Annotated in this window: 15 protein-coding genes; 7 read left to right on the top strand and 8 right to left on the bottom strand. The window is 73.2% G+C overall.

Annotated elements, in window-relative coordinates; translation table 11 throughout:
* The first annotated feature begins 24 nt into the window (after positions 1-24).
* Positions 25-465, top strand: coding sequence for an Rrf2 family transcriptional regulator (locus tag ACFYO9_RS13810; protein ID WP_355817572.1), 441 nt, complete (start codon positions 25-27; stop codon positions 463-465).
* A gap of 46 nt (positions 466-511) precedes the next feature.
* On the opposite strand, the gene ACFYO9_RS13805 is transcribed toward ACFYO9_RS13810, so the two are convergent.
* A complete protein-coding gene (locus ACFYO9_RS13805; protein WP_358772995.1) occupies positions 512-1786 on the bottom strand; it encodes a globin domain-containing protein in 1275 nt (424 codons plus the stop codon).
* 336 nt (positions 1787-2122) lie between these two features.
* Between ACFYO9_RS13805 and ACFYO9_RS13800 the strand changes: the two genes are divergently transcribed.
* The 3 genes from ACFYO9_RS13800 (at position 2123) to ACFYO9_RS13790 (ending at position 4829) form a co-directional block, all read left to right on the top strand.
* Positions 2123-3484 (top strand): glutamine synthetase family protein, encoded by a 1362-nt coding sequence (locus tag ACFYO9_RS13800; RefSeq protein ID WP_355817577.1) that lies wholly within the window; start codon positions 2123-2125, stop codon positions 3482-3484.
* Positions 3485-3797: 313 nt separating this feature from the next.
* Positions 3798-4022 carry a hypothetical protein gene (locus ACFYO9_RS13795; RefSeq protein WP_355817579.1) on the top strand — a complete coding sequence of 75 codons (225 nt, stop codon included), beginning with the start codon at positions 3798-3800 and terminating at the stop codon, positions 4020-4022.
* 12 nt (positions 4023-4034) lie between these two features.
* Complete coding sequence (locus tag ACFYO9_RS13790; RefSeq protein ID WP_355817581.1) at positions 4035-4829, top strand: helix-turn-helix transcriptional regulator; 795 nt, start codon at positions 4035-4037, stop codon at positions 4827-4829.
* Between the two features lie 13 nt (positions 4830-4842).
* On the opposite strand, the gene ACFYO9_RS13785 is transcribed toward ACFYO9_RS13790, so the two are convergent.
* The gene (locus tag ACFYO9_RS13785; protein WP_355817584.1) at positions 4843-5277 is read right to left on the bottom strand and encodes a VOC family protein; all 435 of its coding nucleotides are present in this window, start codon (positions 5275-5277) and stop codon (positions 4843-4845) included.
* Between the two features lie 52 nt (positions 5278-5329).
* Positions 5330-5866 carry a pyridoxamine 5'-phosphate oxidase family protein gene (locus tag ACFYO9_RS13780; protein ID WP_355817586.1) on the bottom strand — a complete coding sequence of 179 codons (537 nt, stop codon included), beginning with the start codon at positions 5864-5866 and terminating at the stop codon, positions 5330-5332.
* A 120-nt stretch (positions 5867-5986) separates the two neighbouring features.
* Here ACFYO9_RS13780 and ACFYO9_RS13775 point away from each other — a divergent pair, with 120 nt between their 5' ends.
* Both ACFYO9_RS13775 and ACFYO9_RS13770 read left to right on the top strand, forming a co-directional pair.
* Positions 5987-8989: a bifunctional [glutamine synthetase] adenylyltransferase/[glutamine synthetase]-adenylyl-L-tyrosine phosphorylase gene (locus tag ACFYO9_RS13775; protein WP_355817589.1), complete on the top strand. Its 3003-nt coding sequence runs from the start codon at positions 5987-5989 to the stop codon at positions 8987-8989.
* A gap of 290 nt (positions 8990-9279) precedes the next feature.
* Positions 9280-10467, top strand: a complete 1188-nt coding sequence (locus ACFYO9_RS13770) for a DUF4157 domain-containing protein (RefSeq protein ID WP_388666261.1) — start codon at positions 9280-9282, stop codon at positions 10465-10467.
* On the opposite strand, the gene ACFYO9_RS13765 is transcribed toward ACFYO9_RS13770, so the two are convergent.
* The 3 genes from ACFYO9_RS13765 to ACFYO9_RS13755 form a co-directional block, all read right to left on the bottom strand.
* Positions 10464-11378, bottom strand: a complete 915-nt coding sequence (locus ACFYO9_RS13765; RefSeq protein WP_358772994.1) for a phosphatase PAP2 family protein — start codon at positions 11376-11378, stop codon at positions 10464-10466. The genes ACFYO9_RS13770 and ACFYO9_RS13765 overlap by 4 nt on opposite strands.
* A 106-nt stretch (positions 11379-11484) precedes the next feature.
* A complete protein-coding gene (locus ACFYO9_RS13760; RefSeq protein ID WP_358772992.1) occupies positions 11485-12510 on the bottom strand; it encodes a LacI family DNA-binding transcriptional regulator in 1026 nt (341 codons plus the stop codon).
* Between the two features lie 25 nt (positions 12511-12535).
* The gene (locus tag ACFYO9_RS13755) at positions 12536-14212 is read right to left on the bottom strand and encodes a glycoside hydrolase family 13 protein (RefSeq protein ID WP_358772990.1); all 1677 of its coding nucleotides are present in this window, start codon (positions 14210-14212) and stop codon (positions 12536-12538) included.
* A 393-nt stretch (positions 14213-14605) separates the two neighbouring features.
* Here ACFYO9_RS13755 and ACFYO9_RS13750 point away from each other — a divergent pair, with 393 nt between their 5' ends.
* Positions 14606-16246, top strand: coding sequence for a fused response regulator/phosphatase (locus ACFYO9_RS13750; protein WP_358772988.1), 1641 nt, complete (start codon positions 14606-14608; stop codon positions 16244-16246).
* Here ACFYO9_RS13750 and ACFYO9_RS13745 read toward each other — a convergent pair.
* Complete coding sequence (locus ACFYO9_RS13745; RefSeq protein ID WP_358772987.1) at positions 16243-16758, bottom strand: N-acetyltransferase; 516 nt, start codon at positions 16756-16758, stop codon at positions 16243-16245. The genes ACFYO9_RS13750 and ACFYO9_RS13745 overlap by 4 nt on opposite strands.
* Positions 16755-17480 carry a TetR/AcrR family transcriptional regulator gene (locus tag ACFYO9_RS13740; RefSeq protein ID WP_358772986.1) on the bottom strand — a complete coding sequence of 242 codons (726 nt, stop codon included), beginning with the start codon at positions 17478-17480 and terminating at the stop codon, positions 16755-16757. The genes ACFYO9_RS13745 and ACFYO9_RS13740 overlap by 4 nt, the downstream gene beginning before the upstream one ends.
* Position 17481: the final 1 nt, after the last annotated feature.

Below are 17481 nucleotides of genomic sequence, written 5' to 3'. Positions count from 1 at the left end.
TGCGCATTACCTAGGCTCGGCGGCATGCGGCTCCTGCGATCGACCGACCTGGCGTTGCGCACGCTCATGCGCCTCGCCGTGGCGCGGGGCACGGCGCCCACGACGCGTGAGGTGGCCGCCGACATGGCGGTGCCGTACACGCACGAGACCAAGGTCGTCGCCGAGCTCCAGAAGCTGGGCCTGCTCGAAGCTCGCAGGGGCAGGGGCGGCGGGCTCGCGCTGACGGAGAAGGGGCGCACCGCGTCGGTGGGGGAGCTGGTGCGGTTCTTCGAGGGTCCGGGCGACGTGGTCGACTGCGAGGGCGGCACCCCGTGCCCGCTGAACTCGGCGTGCCGGCTGCGCGACGCGCTCCGCACGGCGCAGGAGGCGTTCTACGCGTCGCTGGACCCGCTGACGGTGGCGGACATCGTGGCGGCGCCGACGGGCATGCTCCTGCTGGACATCACGGCCCGCGAGAAGGACTGAGCGACTGCGCGCCGAGCGCGCAGCGCCCCCGAAATCGTTACCGCCGCTACCCCCGCGCCAGCCACAGATCGGGCCCGAACACCTCGTAGTGGACGTCGGCCGCCCGCACCCCGCGCTCGATCAGCTGGGCGCGTACGGCGCGCATGAACGGCAGCGGCCCGCAGAGATACGCCCGGGTGCCGGCCGGCACCGGCGGAAGCGCGGCCAGGTCGGCGCGCCCGGTGAGCTCGGCGGGATGCCCCGGCTCCGGCCGCTCGTAGAAGAAGTACGCGCAACCGGCGGGGAGTTTGCCGGTGTACGCCTCGTGATCGGCCCGCAGCGCGTGCTCCGCGGGGGAGCGGTCGGCGTGTACGACGGTGACGGGGGCCCGGTGCCCCGTGTCGACGAGCCGCTCCAGCATGGCGATCATCGGGGTGACGCCGATGCCGGCGGAGGCGAGCAGCAGCGGAGTCTCACGGTCCGCCGCGGCGTCCGCCTCGGCGAGGACGAGGTCCCCGTACGGCGCGGACACCCGCAGCACGTCCCCTTCCCGCACCCGCGCATGCAGATGGTTCGAGACCTCCCCGTCGGGCACCCCCGCCCCGACGTCCCCCCGCACCCGCTTCACACTGATCTGCCGAACCCAGGAGCCACCGCCCCCGAGCCGAAGCCCCTCACCCGAGTCGCCCGCGCGCCCCGCACCCCCCGAGAGGCTGTACTGCCGTATCTGCCGCGCCCCGTCGTCGAGTTGGACCTGCACGGACACGTACTGCCCCGCCCGGAAGTCCGGCGCCGGCGCCCCGTCGGCGGGCCGCAGCCGGAACGTGGCGACGTCGACCGTCTCCTCGACGCGTTCGACGACCTCCCACTCCCGCCAGGTGCCGTCGCCCGCGACGAGCCCGTGCCCGGCATAGAGGCCGGCCTCGACGGCGATGAGGGCGTTCGCCATGAGCCAGTAGACGTCGTCCCAGGCCGCCGCCACCGCGGGCGTGACCGCGTCGCCGAGCACGTCGGCGATGGCGGCGAAGAGGTGCTGTTGCACGATCTCGTACTGGCCGGGCGCCACGCCGAGTGAGGCGTGCTTGTGGGCGATGCGGCGCAGCAGGACGTCCGGCCGCTCGTCGGGGTGGTCGAGCAGGTGCGCGGCGAAGGCGGCGATCGATCCGGCGAGCGCCTGTCGCTGGGTTCCCGCGGCCTGGTTCCCGCGGTTGAAGAGGTCCCGCAGGAGCTCCGGGTGGGCTTCGAAGAGCCGTACGTAGAAACGCTCGGTGATGTCACCGACGGCGGCTCCGACGACGGGGAGGGTGGCGCGGACGGTCGCGGCGGACTGTGCGGACAGCAACGGGAACGCCTCCAGGACGGTAAGGACAAGGAAGGGGGGATTCGCCGCCCTTGTCTGGTGCTGACCGTAGAAAAGTTGCATTTCATATGCAAGTTAAAGAGAGGGGGGCGGACGGGAGGGTGGAGTCGCGAGGGGTGGGTGGCCCGCTGTTACCGAGTGGCCGATCAGCAGGCACTATGGGCACAGGGAGACAAGGGCGGGCGGGAGTCCGCCGTACGCACGCCGCGGCACGCGCCGCAACGTGCTCGAAACCGGGAAATGGGATGCTCGGGTGCCCGAGTGTTCCGAGACGCGGGTGAAGGTGGCCTGACCAGCAAGGATGGGTGGAAGCGGAAGATGGACAAGCAGCAGGAATTCGTGCTCCGTACGTTGGAGGAGCGCGACATCCGGTTCGTACGCCTGTGGTTCACGGACGTCCTCGGCTTCCTGAAGTCGGTCGCCGTGGCCCCGGCCGAGCTGGAACAGGCCTTCGACGAGGGCATCGGCTTCGACGGTTCGGCGATCGAGGGCTTCGCCCGGGTGTACGAGTCGGACATGATCGCCAAGCCGGACCCGTCGACGTTCCAGGTGCTGCCCTGGCGCGCGGAGGCCCCGGGCACGGCCCGGATGTTCTGCGACATCCTGATGCCGGACGGCTCCCCGTCCTTCGCGGACCCGCGCTACGTCCTCAAGCGCGCCCTCGCCAAGACCTCCGACCTGGGCTTCACCTTCTACACCCACCCGGAGATCGAGTTCTTCCTGCTGAAGGACAAGCCGCTGGACGGCTCGCGGCCCACCCCCGCCGACAACTCCGGCTACTTCGACCACACCCCGCAGAACGTGGGCATGGACTTCCGCCGCCAGGCCATCACGATGCTCGAATCGATGGGCATCTCGGTGGAGTTCAGCCACCACGAGGGCGCGCCCGGCCAGCAGGAGATCGACCTCCGCTACGCGGACGCGCTCTCCACGGCGGACAACATCATGACGTTCCGCCTGGTCATGAAGCAGGTCGCGCTCGAACAGGGCGTGCAGGCCACCTTCATGCCGAAGCCGTTCTCCGAGCACCCCGGCTCGGGCATGCACACGCACCTCTCCCTCTTCGAGGGCGACCGCAACGCGTTCTACGAGTCGGGTGCCGAGTACCAGCTCTCCAAGGTCGGCCGCTCCTTCATCGCCGGCCTGCTGCGGCACGCCGCGGAGATCTCGGCGGTCACCAACCAGTGGGTGAACTCCTACAAGCGCATCTGGGGCGGCTCCGAGCGCACGGCGGGCGCGGGCGGCGAGGCGCCCTCGTACATCTGTTGGGGCCACAACAACCGCTCCGCGCTGATCCGCGTCCCGATGTACAAGCCGGGCAAGACGGGCTCGGCCCGCGTCGAGGTCCGCTCCATCGACTCCGGCGCCAACCCCTACCTGACTTATGCGGTCCTGCTCGCGGCGGGCCTCAAGGGCATCGAGGAGGGGTACGAGCTGCCGCCGGGCGCCGACGACGACGTATGGGCCCTGCGCGACGCGGAACGCCGCGCGCTCGGCATCGAGCCGCTCCCGCAGAACCTGGGCGAGGCGATCGCCCTGATGGAGAAGTCGGAGTTGGTGGCGGAGACGCTCGGCGAGCACGTGTACGACTTCTTCCTGCGCAACAAGAAGCAGGAGTGGGAGGAGTACCGGAGTGAGGTCACGGCCTTCGAGCTGAGGAAGAACTTGCCGGTGCTGTAGGCGCTGGGGGCGCCGTGGGCGCGGGTGAGGGGAGGGGCCGCCGAGGGGCGGCCCCTTTTCGCGTGGCAGGGGTGGGGCAGGTGCATCAACTCTTCTCGCCGGGTTGAACACGCGTGCCGACGCGGTGGGTTCGCGCAGGTGAGGCGGTACGAGCGGGCGGCTCGGGCAGCCGACGTGAACCGTCGCGGGCGCGGGACTGGGGCGGGGATGCATCAACTCCCGTGCCGGACCCGGGTTCGGTGCCACCATCGTCCCAACCGGGGCGTAACCGACGCCCAGTTGGCCCGACGCGATCCAGAGGTGTCCCATGCGCATGTACCGCCCTCCGACCCGTTCCGCGGTCGCCCGCCCGGACTGGAACCGGACCGTCATCGTCATCGTCGTCCTGGTGCTGGGCGGCGCACTCACCCGCAGCGGCCTGCCCGTGGTCGTGGTCGCCGAGGCCTTGACCACCTGCGGCCTGATCGGCGCCCACCTGGCGCGCCGGTCATCCTCCGGTTCCGGGCCCGCGTCCGCGCCCGCCCCCGAAGGGCTGTGACCGAGGACCGCCATGGCACGGCCGGAACAGTCGATCTCCACCGCCAACCCCCGCCTCGAGTACCTCGCGGAGTGGCTGCGGGGGCGCAGGCGGGCGGCGGGGCTGACCCACCGGGAGATGGCGGAGAAGTCCGGGCACGCCTTCTCCGCGACGACGTTCTCCCGTGCCACGAGCGGGGACCGGATACCCCGGCTGCCGGTGGTCGAGGCGTACGCCCGGGCCTGCGGCGCCCCGGCAGGCCAGGCCCGGCGGCTGTGGCGCGCCGCCCGCTGGGCCGAGCACCGGCGCAGGAATCCGGGGGCGCGCGAGCCCAAGCCGGACCGCGTGTACGACCGCGATCAGCTCGGTGAGGCGCTGCGGCAGCTCTACTACAAGGCGGGCGCGATGTCCGCCGGCGAGATGGAACGCCGGGCCGGCGGCCACGGGGAGCTGCCGCACAGCACGGTGCTGCGGATGCTGGCGGGCAGGACCGTCTTCGATCTGGCCCAGTTCCTGGCCTTCCTGCGGGTGTGCGACGTGACCGACGGCGTCGAATGGGAGCGCTGGCGGAGCGCCTGGTTCCGCGTGCGGAGCCATGAGGCGGTGGAACGTATGGCCGAGCACCTGAGCCGCACACACGAGGCGTCGGCGCGCAACCGCAGGGACGCGCGCGACAGGAACAACCCCGAGCCCGAGGCCACGACCACACCCCCGCGGCCCCCCGCCGCGCCCCCCGGCGGCGAGGAACCCCCCACATCCCACCCGCGACGCCCGCAGCCCTACCCCGCGGTATCCCTGGCAATGCCACGCAACCGGCGCCGTAGGTGAGGAGAGCTGTACCTCAAGCCTTGGGCACGATCGCCTCCCGTAGCGGCGTCGTCGCCCGGACCCCGTACTCCTGGATCGACCAGCCGTTGCCGTCCGGGTCCGTGAAGTACATGAACGTGCCGCCGTCCTGCGGGCCCAGTGCCACCGGCTCCGTGACGTCCAGGCCCCGGGCGACCAGTTCGGCGTACGCCTCCCGGGCGTCGGCCACGCACAGCTGCAGGCCCTGGTAGGAGCCGGGGGCCGGGCGTGGGCCGCGTACCGACTCCCAGATCGTGTCGCCCAGGGCGATCGAGCAGCCCGAGCCCGGCGGGGTCAGCTGGACGATGCGTACGCCCTCCAGGACCTCCGTGTCGATGTCCACGTGGAAGCCCACCTTGTCGCGGTAGAACTCCATCGACCGGTCGATGTCGGCGACGGGCAGCGGGATCACTTCGAGTGTGTATTCCATGGGGCGCAGTACAGCAGGGGCGCGGCCCCGTGTCAGCGCTCGTGGCAGGGTGTCACGCAGAACCACCGGCCGGCCCCCGGTCGAACCGCCACCGCGTCTGGCTGAACGGCTCGCCCTTGCCGAAGCCGAACGCCGTGCGGGGCGCCACCGCGAAGACGTGCGCGAAGCCGCCGCCGTGGTGGAAACCGCCGTCCCGTACCTCGTAGTGCCAGAAGTTGCCGTACTTCTCCGCCCAGGCCGCCGCCAGGCCCCGCAGCGCGGCCTCGTCGGTGACCCGCACCGCCGTGCCCTCGACGACCAGGTCATAGCCCTTGTCCCAGAGGTTGACGCCCGTGGTGAGGACGGTCTCGGGGTTGGCCGCCAGGTTGCGGGCCTTGCGCTCCTCGGGGCCCGTCGCGAAGTGCAGGGCGCCGTCGTGCCACACCGCGGGCAGCGGGGTGACGTGCGGGCGCCCGTCGGGCCGTACCGTCGAGATCCAGAACAGCTCGGCGGCCTCCAGGCGGGTGACCGCCGTCGACCACGGCGTGGGCTCCGCGCCCGCGCTGCTGTATCTGTCGTCCAGTTCCGTACGGGGCTCTTCGATCGGCATGATCCGTCCCTTCCGACGCTTCTTCGATACTCCTGCCCGGGAACGGACTCCGCACGTGCGCCGAGTCCACCGGCCAGGCCGTAGGCTCGGGCCGGAGGAGTGATCGAACGGAGGCTCGGCATGACAGTGCCGCAAGGACGACGGAGCAGCACGTTCACCCGGCTGCTGCGGCACGGTTTCACCGACCCGTCCGCCGCGGAGCGGTTCCTCGACGACCCCGCGCTCAGCGCCGTACGCGACGACCCGCTGCTCCTGGACGCCCTCGGCGCCACCGCCGACCCCGACCTGGCGCTGCTCGGGCTCGTCCGGCTCGTGGAGGGGCAGGAGGACGACCTCAGCCGGCGCGAGCTGCTCGACACCCTCGTCACCGCCAAGCCGCTGCGCGACCGCCTCCTCGGCGTGCTCGGCGCCTCCGAGGCGCTCGCCGACCACCTGGCCAGGCACCCCCGCGACTGGCGGGCCCTCGTCACGTACGAGTCGGCCGACCTGCACCCCGGCGTGGCGGAGTTCGAGCGGGGCCTGGCCGACGCCACCGACCCGGTCTCGCTCCGCGTCGCCTACCGCCGCTGCCTGCTCTCCATCGCCGCGCGCGACGTGTGCGGCACGACGGACGTCGCCGAGGCCGCCGCCGAGCTCGCCGACCTCGCGACGGCCACGCTGCGGGCGGCGCTCGCCATGGCCCGCGCCGACGCCCCGGACGACGCCGCGCAGTGCCGGCTCGCCGTCATCGCGATGGGCAAGTGCGGCGGCCACGAACTCAACTACGTCTCCGACGTCGACGTCATCTTCGTCGCCGAGGCCGCCGACGGCACCGACGCCGCCGACGAGGACAAGGCGCTGCGCGCCGCCACCCGGCTCGCCTCGCACATGATGCGGATCTGCTCCGAGACGAACGTCGAGGGCACCATCTGGCCCGTCGACGCCAACCTCCGCCCCGAGGGCAGGAACGGCCCGCTGGTGCGCACCCTCTCCAGCCACCTCGCGTACTACCAGCGCTGGGCGAAGACCTGGGAGTTCCAGGCGCTGCTCAAGGCCCGCCCGGTCGCCGGCGACCTCGCGCTCGGCGAGGAGTACGTCGCCACGCTCGCCCCGCTCGTCTGGCACGCCGCCGAGCGCGAGAACTTCGTGCCCGACGTGCAGAAGATGCGCCGCAGGGTGGTCGAGAACATCCCCGCGGGCGAGGTCGACCGGGAACTGAAGCTCGGGCCCGGCGGGCTGCGCGACGTCGAATTCGCCGTGCAGATGCTGCAGTTGGTGCACGGGCGCAGCGACCCCTCGATCCGCAGCGGTTCGACGCTGGTGGCGCTGCACGCGCTCGGCACGGGCGGCTACGTGGGGCGCGTGGACGCCGCCCAGCTCGACGACGCGTACCGCTTCCTGCGCTCCCTCGAACACCGCATCCAGCTCTACAAGTTGCGCCGCACCCACCTCGTGCCGGAGGGCGACGCGGACCTGCGGCGCATCGGCCGCTCCCTGGGCATGCGCACCGAGCCGATCACCGAGCTCGGCCGGGCCTGGAAGCGGCACACCTCCGTGGTGCGCCGCCTGCACGAGAAGCTCTTCTACCGGCCGCTGCTCGACGCCGTCGCCCAACTCGCCCCGGGCGAAGCGCGGTTGAGTACGGAGGCGGCCCGCGAGCGGCTCGTCGCGCTCGGCTACGCCGACCCCAGCGCCGCGCTGCGCCACCTGGAGGCGCTCGCCTCCGGCGTCTCCCGCAAGGCGGCCATCCAGCGCACCCTGCTGCCGGTGCTGCTCGGCTGGTTCGCGGACTCCGCCGACCCCGACGCCGGTCTCCTCGGCTTCCGCAAGGTCTCCGACGCGCTGGGCAAGACCCCCTGGTACCTGCGGCTGCTGCGCGACGAGGGCGCCGCCGCCGAGAACCTCGCCCGCGTCCTGTCCGCCGGGCGCCTCGCCCCCGACCTGCTGCTGCGCGCCCCCGAGGCGGTCGCTCTGCTCGGTGACGCCCGCGGTCTGGAGCCGCGCGGCCGCGGCGCCCTCGACCAGGAGATCCTGGCCGCGGTGCGCCGCGCGGACGGCGCCGAGCAGGCCGTGACGGCGGCGCGCGGCGTGCGCCGCCGCGAGCTGTTCCGCACCACCGCGGGCGACATCATCGGCTCGTACGGCACCGAGGAGAGCCCCGCCGAGGCCGACCCCGGCACGCTCGTCGACCGGGTGGGCGACGCGGTCACGAACCTGACGGCCGCCACCATCGCGGGCACCCTGCGCGCGGTCGTCCGCGAGGGCTGGGGCGACACGCTGCCCACCCGTTTCGCGGTCATCGGCATGGGCCGCTTCGGCGGCCACGAGCTGAGTTACGGCTCCGACGCGGACGTGCTGTTCGTGCACGAGCCGCGCGAGGGCGCCGACGAGCAGGAGGCGGCGAAGGCCGCGGCCAAGGTGGTCGCCGAGATGCGCCGGCTGCTCCAACTGCCCTCCGCCGACCCGCCGTTGCTCATCGACGCGGATCTGCGTCCGGAGGGCAGGAGTGGGCCGCTGGTCCGCACGCTGGGCTCTTACGCGGCGTACTACCGCCGCTGGTCGCTCGTCTGGGAGTCCCAGGCGCTGCTGCGGGCCGAACCGGTCGCGGGCGACGAGGAGCTGGGCCGCGCGTTCATCGACCTCGTCGACCCGCTGCGCTATCCGGTGGAGGGGCTCGGCGAGGACGCGGTCCGGGAGATCCGCCGCCTCAAGGCGCGCATGGAGGCGGAGCGGATGCCGCGCGGCGCGGACCCGACGCTGCACGCCAAGCTGGGCCGGGGCGGTCTCTCCGACGTCGAATGGACCGTGCAGCTCCTGCAGTTGGAGCACGGCTGGGCCGAACCGGGCCTGCGGACCACCCGCACCCGTGACGCGCTGGCGGCGGCCCGCGCGGCCGAGTTGATCCCGACGGAGGAGGCCGCGATCCTCGACGAGGCGTGGGTCCTCGCCGCGCGGGTGCGCAACGCGGTGATGCTGGTGCGCGGCCGCGCGGGCGACACGTTCCCCTCCGACGGCCGCGAACTCGCCGCCGTCGGACGGTACTTGGGCTACGACGCGGGCCACGTCGGCGACATGCTGGACGACTACCGCAGGATCACGCGCCGAGCGCGAGCGGTGGTGGAGGAGCGGTTCTACGGGGCGTAGGCCTTGGGCGGTTTTACGGGGGCGTAGGTGCCCCGCGCCGACGAGCTCTGCGGGGCGTAAGGCGCCGCGCTGCCCTCGGCCTGCGGTGCCGTCGTCCGGCGGTGCCTTTGGCCGGGCGCCGCCCTCGCCGCGTGTCGCCACCTTCTATCCGCGCCCCGCCACCGCCCCGCACCGCCGCAACGCCGCCCCCACTGCCCCATCGGGCACCGAACCCTGCCCTCGCGCACCTGGCCTTCGGCTCGCCCGTCACGTATCCAGGAAGAGTTCGAGTTCGTCTGTCTGGAGGCCACATGCGTGCCCGCGAAACCGTCCGACCCGTCGACGGGGAGCGGATCGACCGTGCGCCGGTCCGGGGCGTCGCCGTGCCGTCGACCGCGGAGGGCATGTCGGCGCGGGACGTGCTCGCCCTGCAGCGCACCGCGGGCAACGCCGCCGTCGCCGAGGTCGTCCAGCGGTCCGCCGTCCACGACGTGCTGCGCGCCGGCGGGCGTCCGCTCGACGCCTCGACCCGTACCGACATGGAGGCCCGGCTCGGCGCGGACTTCTCCGACGTCCGCATCCACGACGACAGCGCCGCGAAGGACTCCGCCGCCGAGGTGGGCGCCCGCGCCTACACCTCCGGAAGCCACGTCGTCATCGGTGACGGCGGCGCGGACCGGCACACGCTCGCCCACGAGCTGACCCACGTCATCCAGCAGCGCCAGGGCCCCGTCGCCGGCACCGACCACGGCGACGGCCTCAAGGTGTCGGACCCCTCCGACCGCTTCGAGCGCGAGGCCGAGGCCAACGCCCACCGGGTGCTGTCGGGGCCCGCGCCCGCCGCACACGACCACGCCGCGCACGATCACTCCGCACACGAGGCCGCCGCCCCCGTACAGCGCGTGGCCGACACCCAGGCCGCGCCCCGCGTCGGCTGGAACCAGCTCCTGGACATCATCGTCGGCCAGGACCGGACGCTCGCCGGGTTCCAGTTCGGGCCCGAGTGCCGCAACAACGGCGGCAACAACCTCATCTCCCGGCCCGTGACGGTGACCGTGCGCGACGGCGACCGTACGGTGCAACTCGCCGTCCACCTCAACGTGATGCTCACCAGCGGCGGCGAGGTCAGGGACCGCAAGACGGGCGACTCCTCGGCGACGATCAAGGGCTCGCTCTTCCACCTGACCGCGCGCCCCGTGGCCGGTCAGAACCTGATCCACGAGGCGGGCGCCTCCGCCCTCACCGCGGCCGAGTCCATCCACGTCGGCCGCAACAACGCCGGCGGCTGGAACAACCGCCCCGAGAACACCCAGCAGCTCGCCCGCGCGGTCGACGTCTCACCGGAGGCCCTGCTCGGCGCCCTGGACGGCAGGTACCCGCTGAGCGACGTGACGGGTCTGATCGACCGCTTCAAGAAGGACGTCGGCCGCGCGGTCCTGCACGGCCTGGCCCCCGAGGTCGTCCACGTGAACTGGGACGGCGACGAGTCGTTCGCCTAGTCGCGCTGGACGCGTTCGCGCGGGGGAGTCCCGCTCCCGGGCTCCCCCTCGGCCCCCGCCGCCCCCCGCACCGCCACCTCGCGCGTCAGCGCGTACGGCAGGGAGCCGTACCAGAGGCGGGCCACCAGGAAGCCGAAGGTCAGGCAGATCATGCCGCCGACCGCGTCCAGCCAGAAGTGGTTGGCGGTCGCCACGATCACGAGCAGCGTCGCCGTGGGGTAGAGCAGGCCGAGGACCCGCACCCACGGCACCGACGCCAGAGCGAAGATCGTCAGACCGCACCACAGGGACCAGCCGATATGCATGGACGGCATCGCCGCGTACTGGTTCGACATGTTCTTCAGGTCGCCGGAGGCCATCGAGCCCCACGTGTGGTGGACCACCACCGTGTCGATGAAGTCGGAGCCGTTCATCAGGCGCGGCGGCGCCAGCGGATACAGGTAGTAGCCGACCAGGGCCACCGCCGTCGTGGCGAAGAGGACCAGGCGGGCGGCCGCGTACCGCCCCGGGTGGCTGCGGAAGAGCCACACCAGGACGCCGAGGGTCACCACGAAGTGCAGCGTCGCGTAGTAGTAGTTCATGCCGACGATGAGCCATGTCACCGAGTCCACGGCGTGGTTGACGCTCTGCTCGACCGCTATGCCCAGATCCTGCTCGACCCGCCAGATCCAGTCCGCGTTGCGCAGCGCCTGCGTCTTCTGTTCCGGCACGGCGTTGCGGATCAGCGAGTACGTCCAGTAACTGACCGCGATGAGGAGGATCTCGAACCACAGACGGGGGCGGCGGGGGGTGCGCAGATCCCGGAGACGACGTGCGAGGCCCCGCCCATCGCGGCTGTTCCGCTCGGCCGCGCCGGGTGATGCCACGGGCCGTTGCCGGCCTTCAAGTGTCGTCACGGTCGTCTCACCCATAGGGACAGAGTCTGCCAGATCCACACCCTTCGACCGATCATCCCCTGGTCGGGTTCGGGCCGCATTCCCTACGCCGAAGGAAGGAGGCTGCGAGCGGGGTGTACCCCTAGGGGCGCCTGGGTCCCGAGGCCGTCGAACCGCGGACCACCAGCTCGGGCATGAAGACGAATTCGCCGGGCGGTGCGGGGGTGCCGCCGAGCTCCTCCAGGAGGGTGCGGACCGCCGCCTGGCCCATCGCGGGGACCGGTTTGCGCACCGTGGTCAGCGGCGGATCGGTGAAGGCGATCAGCGGGGAGTCGTCGAACCCGACCACGGAGACGTCGTCCGGCACCTCGAGGCCGCGCTGGCGCGCCGCCCGGATCGCGCCGAGCGCCATCATGTCGCTGGCGCACACGACGGCCGTGCAGCCGCGCTCCAGGAGCGCGTCGGCCGCCGCCTGCCCGCCCTCCAGCGTGTACAGAGAGTGCTGGACCAGATCCGTCTCGATGTCGGCGGGGGAGAGACCCACCAGCTCCTGCATCGTGCGGACGAAGCCCTCGATCTTCCGCTGTACGGGAACGAACCGCAGCGGGCCGAGGGCCAGCCCGATGCGTGTATGGCCCAACGAGACCAGGTGGGTCACCGCGAGACGCGTCGCCGCCCGGTCGTCGGGCGAGATGGCCGGCGCCCGCACCGCCGGCGCGAAGCCGTCCACCAGGACGAACGGGACGTCCTGGGCGCGCAACCGCTCGTAGCGCCCCATGTCCGCGGTGGTGTCCGCGTGCAGGCCCGAGACGAAGATGATCCCGGCGACGCCGCGGTCCACCAGCATCTCGGTGAGCTCGTCCTCGGTGGAGCCGCCCGGGGTCTGGGTGGCGAGCACCGGCGTGTACCCCTGCCGGGTCAGGGCCTGCCCGATCACCTGCGCGAGCGCCGGGAAGATCGGGTTCTCCAGCTCCGGGGTGATCAGCCCGACCAGGCCCGCGCTGCGCTGCCGCAGCCGCACCGGCCGTTCGTAGCCGAGGACGTCGAGGGCGGCGAGGACGGACTGGCGGGTGCCCGCGGCGACGCCCGGCTTGCCGTTGAGCACGCGGCTTACTGTCGCTTCGCTGACCCCCGCCTGGGCTGCGATGTCGGCTAGCCGTGCGGTCACAGGACCGGACTGTACCGGTCGTATCTCAGGCTGCCCACCAGACCGTTGAATCCGCCGGGAGTACGGTCCGCCCCGCGCCCGGCTCGGTCTCCGCGCCCGACTCGACCTCCGCGCCCGGCTCGGTGTCCGCGCTCGCGAGCAGCGGCGTGCCGGGGGTGGGCACCGCGAGGGGCGCCGCCGTGAGGTTGACCGTGCAGACGAACGCGCCGCCGGGGGCGGTGCGACGGAAGGCGAGCACGCCCTCGGGCGACGGCAGCCACGCGATGTCGCGCCCCGCGCCGAGCGCCGGATGGGCGCGGCGCACGGCGAGCGCCCGCCGGTAGAACTCGAGGGTGGACGCGGGGTCTCCGGTCTGCGCCGCCACCGTGAGGTGCTCCCAGGAGTCCGGCTGCGGCAGCCAGCTCGGACCGCCCGCCACGGGCCCGAACCCGAAGGGCCGGTGCCGCCCGGACCACGGCATCGGCACCCGGCAGCCGTCCCGCGTGCCGTCCTGTCCGGTGCTGCGGAAGAACGCCGGGTCCTGGCGCACCTCGGCCGGCAACTCCGTGACCTCGGGCAGGCCGAGCTCCTCGCCCTGGTAGAGGTAGGCGGAGCCGGGCAGCGCCAGCATCAGCAGGGTGGCCGCCCGTGCCCGGCGCAGGCCGCGGGCCGCGTCGCCGTCGGCCAGGCGCGTGCGGTGGCGTACGACGTCGTGGTTGGAGAGCACCCACGTGGCGGGCGCGTCCACGGCGTTCATCGCGGTCAGCGAGCGGTCGATGACGGCGCGCAGCGCGGCGGCGTCCCAACCGGTCGTCAGATACTCGAAGTTGAAGGCCTGGTGCAGCTCGTCGGGGCGGAGGTAGCGGGCGCTGCGCTCGACCGTCGGGGTCCATGCCTCGGCGACGGCGATGCGCTCGGCCCCGTACTCCTCCAGGATCCGCCGCCAGTCGCGGTAGATGGCGTGCACGCCGTCCTGGTCGAAGTACGGCACGGCCTGCTTGCCCAGCAGCTTGACCTGTTCGGCGTGGCCGATGTCGGGCAGCCCGGACGCCTTGACCAGGCCGTGTGCGACGTCGATGCGGAAGCCGTCCACGCCGAGGCCGAGCCAGAACCGCAGCACGGAGCGAAACTCCGCGTGGACCGCGGGGTGGTCCCAGTTGAAGTCGGGCTGCTCCGGCGCGAAGAGGTGCAGGTACCAGGCGCCGTCGGGCACCCGGCTCCAGGCGGGCCCGCCGAACACCGACTCCCAGTCGTTCGGCGGGAGTTCGCCCGCCGCGCCCGTGCCGGGCCGGAAGTGGAAGCGGTCCCGCGCCGCCGACCCCGGGCCCTCGCGCAGCGCCTGGCGGAACCACTCGTGCCGGTCGGAGCAGTGGTTGGGCACGATGTCGAAGATGACGCGCAGACCGAGGGCGTGGGCCTCGCGGAGGAGGGTCTCGGCGTCGGAGAGGGCGCCGAACATCGGGTCGACGGCCCGGTAGTCGGCGACGTCGTACCCCGCGTCGGCCTGCGGCGAGGCGTAGAAGGGGGAGAGCCAGACGGCGTCGACGCCGAGGTCGCGCAGGTGCGGGAGGCGGGCCGTGATGCCGGGCAGGTCGCCCATGCCGTCGCCGTCGCCGTCGGCGAAACTGCGCGGGTAGACCTGGTAGATGACCGCGTCGCGCCACCACTGGCGGGCGGACGCGGAGTCGGTGGCGGCGGGCGCGGCGGTGACGTTCTGGGTCATGAAGTCCCTCAGAGGTGCGGGAGTCGCGTGCGGGAGCGGGTACGGAGGGCGTGGGCGGACCGGTGGCGGGCCGGACACCCCGGTGAACGCCGTGCGGAACGCGAAGGTCACGAGAGCGGCCGCCCCACCGAAGCGCGGCGTCCCCGGGCCCCCGCGGCCCCGGCCCCCCGCGACCGCGGGTCCGGACGCGAGCCCCGGAGCGTACCGCACACACCCCGTCCCCGGACGGTCGAAGATCCTATCGTCAAGTCCGCGCCAGTCGTACGCAGTTCCGGGATCTTCACCGGTCCCGGTCGCAGCGGCGCCGTCATCTCCCGGAGCGCCCGCCGGGACGCTAATTTAAGGAGGCAGACCCGAGGGAGGTCTGCACCACCAGCCCCAAAGGGGCCCCGCGTGAGCGTCAACGGCAAGGCAGGCACCACGATTCTGGTGGTCGACGACGTCGCCGCCAGCCGATACGCACTGGGCGCGGTCCTGCGCAGGGACGGCCACCGGGTGGTCCTCGCCGCCAGCGCGGGCGAGGCCCTCGTCGAGCTCGACGCGCGCCGCCGCGCGGGGCACCTCCCCGACGTGGCGCTCGTCGACGTCGGCCTGCCCGACATGAGCGGCTTCGACCTGTGCCGCAGGCTCAAGGAGTCGCCGCCCTTCGCCGCCCTGCCCGTCGTGCACTTCTCCGCCGCCCGCACCGCCCCCGCCGACCGGTGCCGCGGACTCGACGCGGGCGGCGAGGCCTATCTGACGGTGCCCGCCGAGCCGGAGGAGATCCAGGCCGTGGTGCGCGCCGCGGCCCGCGGGGCCCGCCACCGCAGCGACGCCGAGGCACAGGCCGGCCATCTGACCCGGCTCGCCGAGACGATCCTCGCCGTGCAGTCGGCCCGCTGCCCGCGCGAGCTCGCCGAGGCCGCCGCGACCGGCGCCGCCCGGCTCACCCACGGCCCCGCCGCCGCGTTCATCGTCGGCGACGACGGCGAACTCCACCGGGGCCTGTCGCGGCGCAGGGCCGCCGCCGCGCTGCCCGACGACGGGGCGCACGCGACCGTCGCCCGGCTCATCCAGCGCGACATGACGGGCCGCGTCGGGGTCCGCGACACCGTCGTGCCCGCCGCCCTGTGGCCGTCCGGCTTCTTCCACACAGAACCGTCCGGCGGCGGCGAACTCCCCGAGGGCGCCCGGCTCGCCCTGGCCCGCTCCCGCGAGGGCTGCGCACCGGTGTGCCTCGCCACCCCCGCGTACGCCCGAGGGCCGCTGCCCGACACCGGCCGCCTGGTGGGGCGGCTCGCGCACGCCACCGCGGTCGCCGCCGAGCGACTCCTCATGTACGAGATGGAGCGCCACATCGCGCTGACCCTGCAGCGCAGCTTCCTGCCCGCGCACGTGCCGCAGACCCCCGGCACCGAAGTCGTCGTCCGCTACGAACCCGCCTCCCGCGACACGGAGATCGGCGGCGACTTCTACGCCTCGCTCGGCACCGCGCAGGGCCTCCTCACCGGCATCGGCGACGTCGTCGGCCACTCCCTGGAGGCCGCCACGGTCATGGTGGAGATCCGGCACGCGCTGCGCGCCTACTGCGTCGAGGACGCCGACCCCACGGCGCTCGCCCGCCGCCTCGACCGGATGCTGCAGCGCTACCACCCGGACGTGACGGCCACCCTCTGCCTGGCCCTCGTCGACCCGGCGACCGGCCGCACCCGTGTCGCCAACGCCGGACACATCCCGCCCCTCGTCGTCCGCGACGACGGCACGGCCGACTACCTCGGCGCGAAGGGCCCGCTGCTCGGCCTCGGCCTGGACAGACCGGCGCCGACCGAGACCGTGCTGCGCCCCACCGACCGGTTCCTCATGGTCACCGACGGGCTCATCGAGACCCGCGGCACGGACCTCGCCGTCTCCATGGAACACCTGCGCACCGTCGCGGCGGACGCGCCGCTCGGCGTCACGGCCCTGTGCGACACCCTGCTCGCCTGCCTGGGCCACGACCGCGAGGACGACATCGCACTGCTGGCCCTGCGGGTCTGCCCGGACGAACGGTCCTAGCCGAGCGGCTTCTCCAGCAGCAGCACGCCGTACGACGTACCGTCCGCGGCCGCCTTGTCGGCCAGTTCCCCCACGACCGCGTAACCGGCCGCCTCGTAGTACGTGCGCAGCCGGGGATTGGTCGCCACGCAGTCCAGCCGGGACAGGGTGCGCCCCGCCTCGGCGATGCGCCGCTCCGCGTCCCGGAGCAGGGCGCGGCCGGTGCCCGCGGGGGCGCCGCGGCGGGTCATCAGCCGGTGCACGTACCCGGCCACCGGCGCCCGCACGCCCCACGCCTGCTCGTCGGACCACCACAGCTCGTACGCACCGAGAGCGGTCCCGTCGTGGGCGATCCACACCTGCGCCGTCGGCGACTCGATCAGCCGGCCGAAGTGCCGCTCGTCCTTGGCGCCCGGCTGCCACTGGGCGATGCCGTGCTCCAGCATCCAGCGGGCCGCGCCCTCGTACAGGGAGACGAGCGTGTCGATGTCGTCGCCCGTCGCGCGGCGGACGGACAGGTGCGCGGTGGTCACGGGGCGAGTGCCACCAGCCGTTCGATCAGTTCGGCGAACGGGCCGTCCGACGGCTCCGCGGCGAGGATCGTGCGCAGCAGCTCCGCCATCTCAGGGTCGTACGCCGCGCTCACCGCGGTCAGCGCCGCGAAGTCGTGCACCAGTTGCAACTCCAGCTCCGCGCGCGGGATGCGCCGCCCGTCCAGCCAGATCAGCGCCGTCGACTCGGCCAGCGAGATCCACGACCGCACGACCAGTTCGAGCCGGGCGGGCGGGTCGGAGACGCCGAGGTGCGCGAGGATCTGGTCGTACGCCGCCTGCCGCACCGAGTCGATCAGCGCGTTCGTCGTCGAGACGGCCTCCTGCGCGTACGCGCCGCCCGCGGAGACCGCCGAGACCGCGGGGCCGCCCCGCATCAGCGCCGAGAACCCGGGCCCGTGCTCGTCGACGAAGGCGAGGAAGCGCCCCATCACCCGCAGCAGCCGCGCCCCGAGCGGACCCTCGTGCGGCTCCACGAACCGTCCCGCCAGATCCTCCGCCGCCCGGCGCAACGCCGCCTCGTACAGGCTGAGTTTGCCGGGGAAGTAGTGGTAGACCAGCGGGCGCGAGATGCCCGCGGCCGCTGCTATCTCGTCGATGGAGACGTCGTCGGGCGAGCGGTGGCTGAACAGTTCGAGCGCGACCCCGATCAACTGCTCCCGCCGCTCCTCGACACCCATCCTGCGGCGCACCCCGGTTGTCATA

The sequence above is a fragment of the Streptomyces sp. NPDC005863 genome, assembly GCF_042871345.1.
In the GTDB taxonomy this organism is placed as follows: Bacteria; Actinomycetota; Actinomycetes; order Streptomycetales; family Streptomycetaceae; genus Streptomyces.
This window is presented reverse-complemented; position numbering and strand designations above follow the sequence as displayed.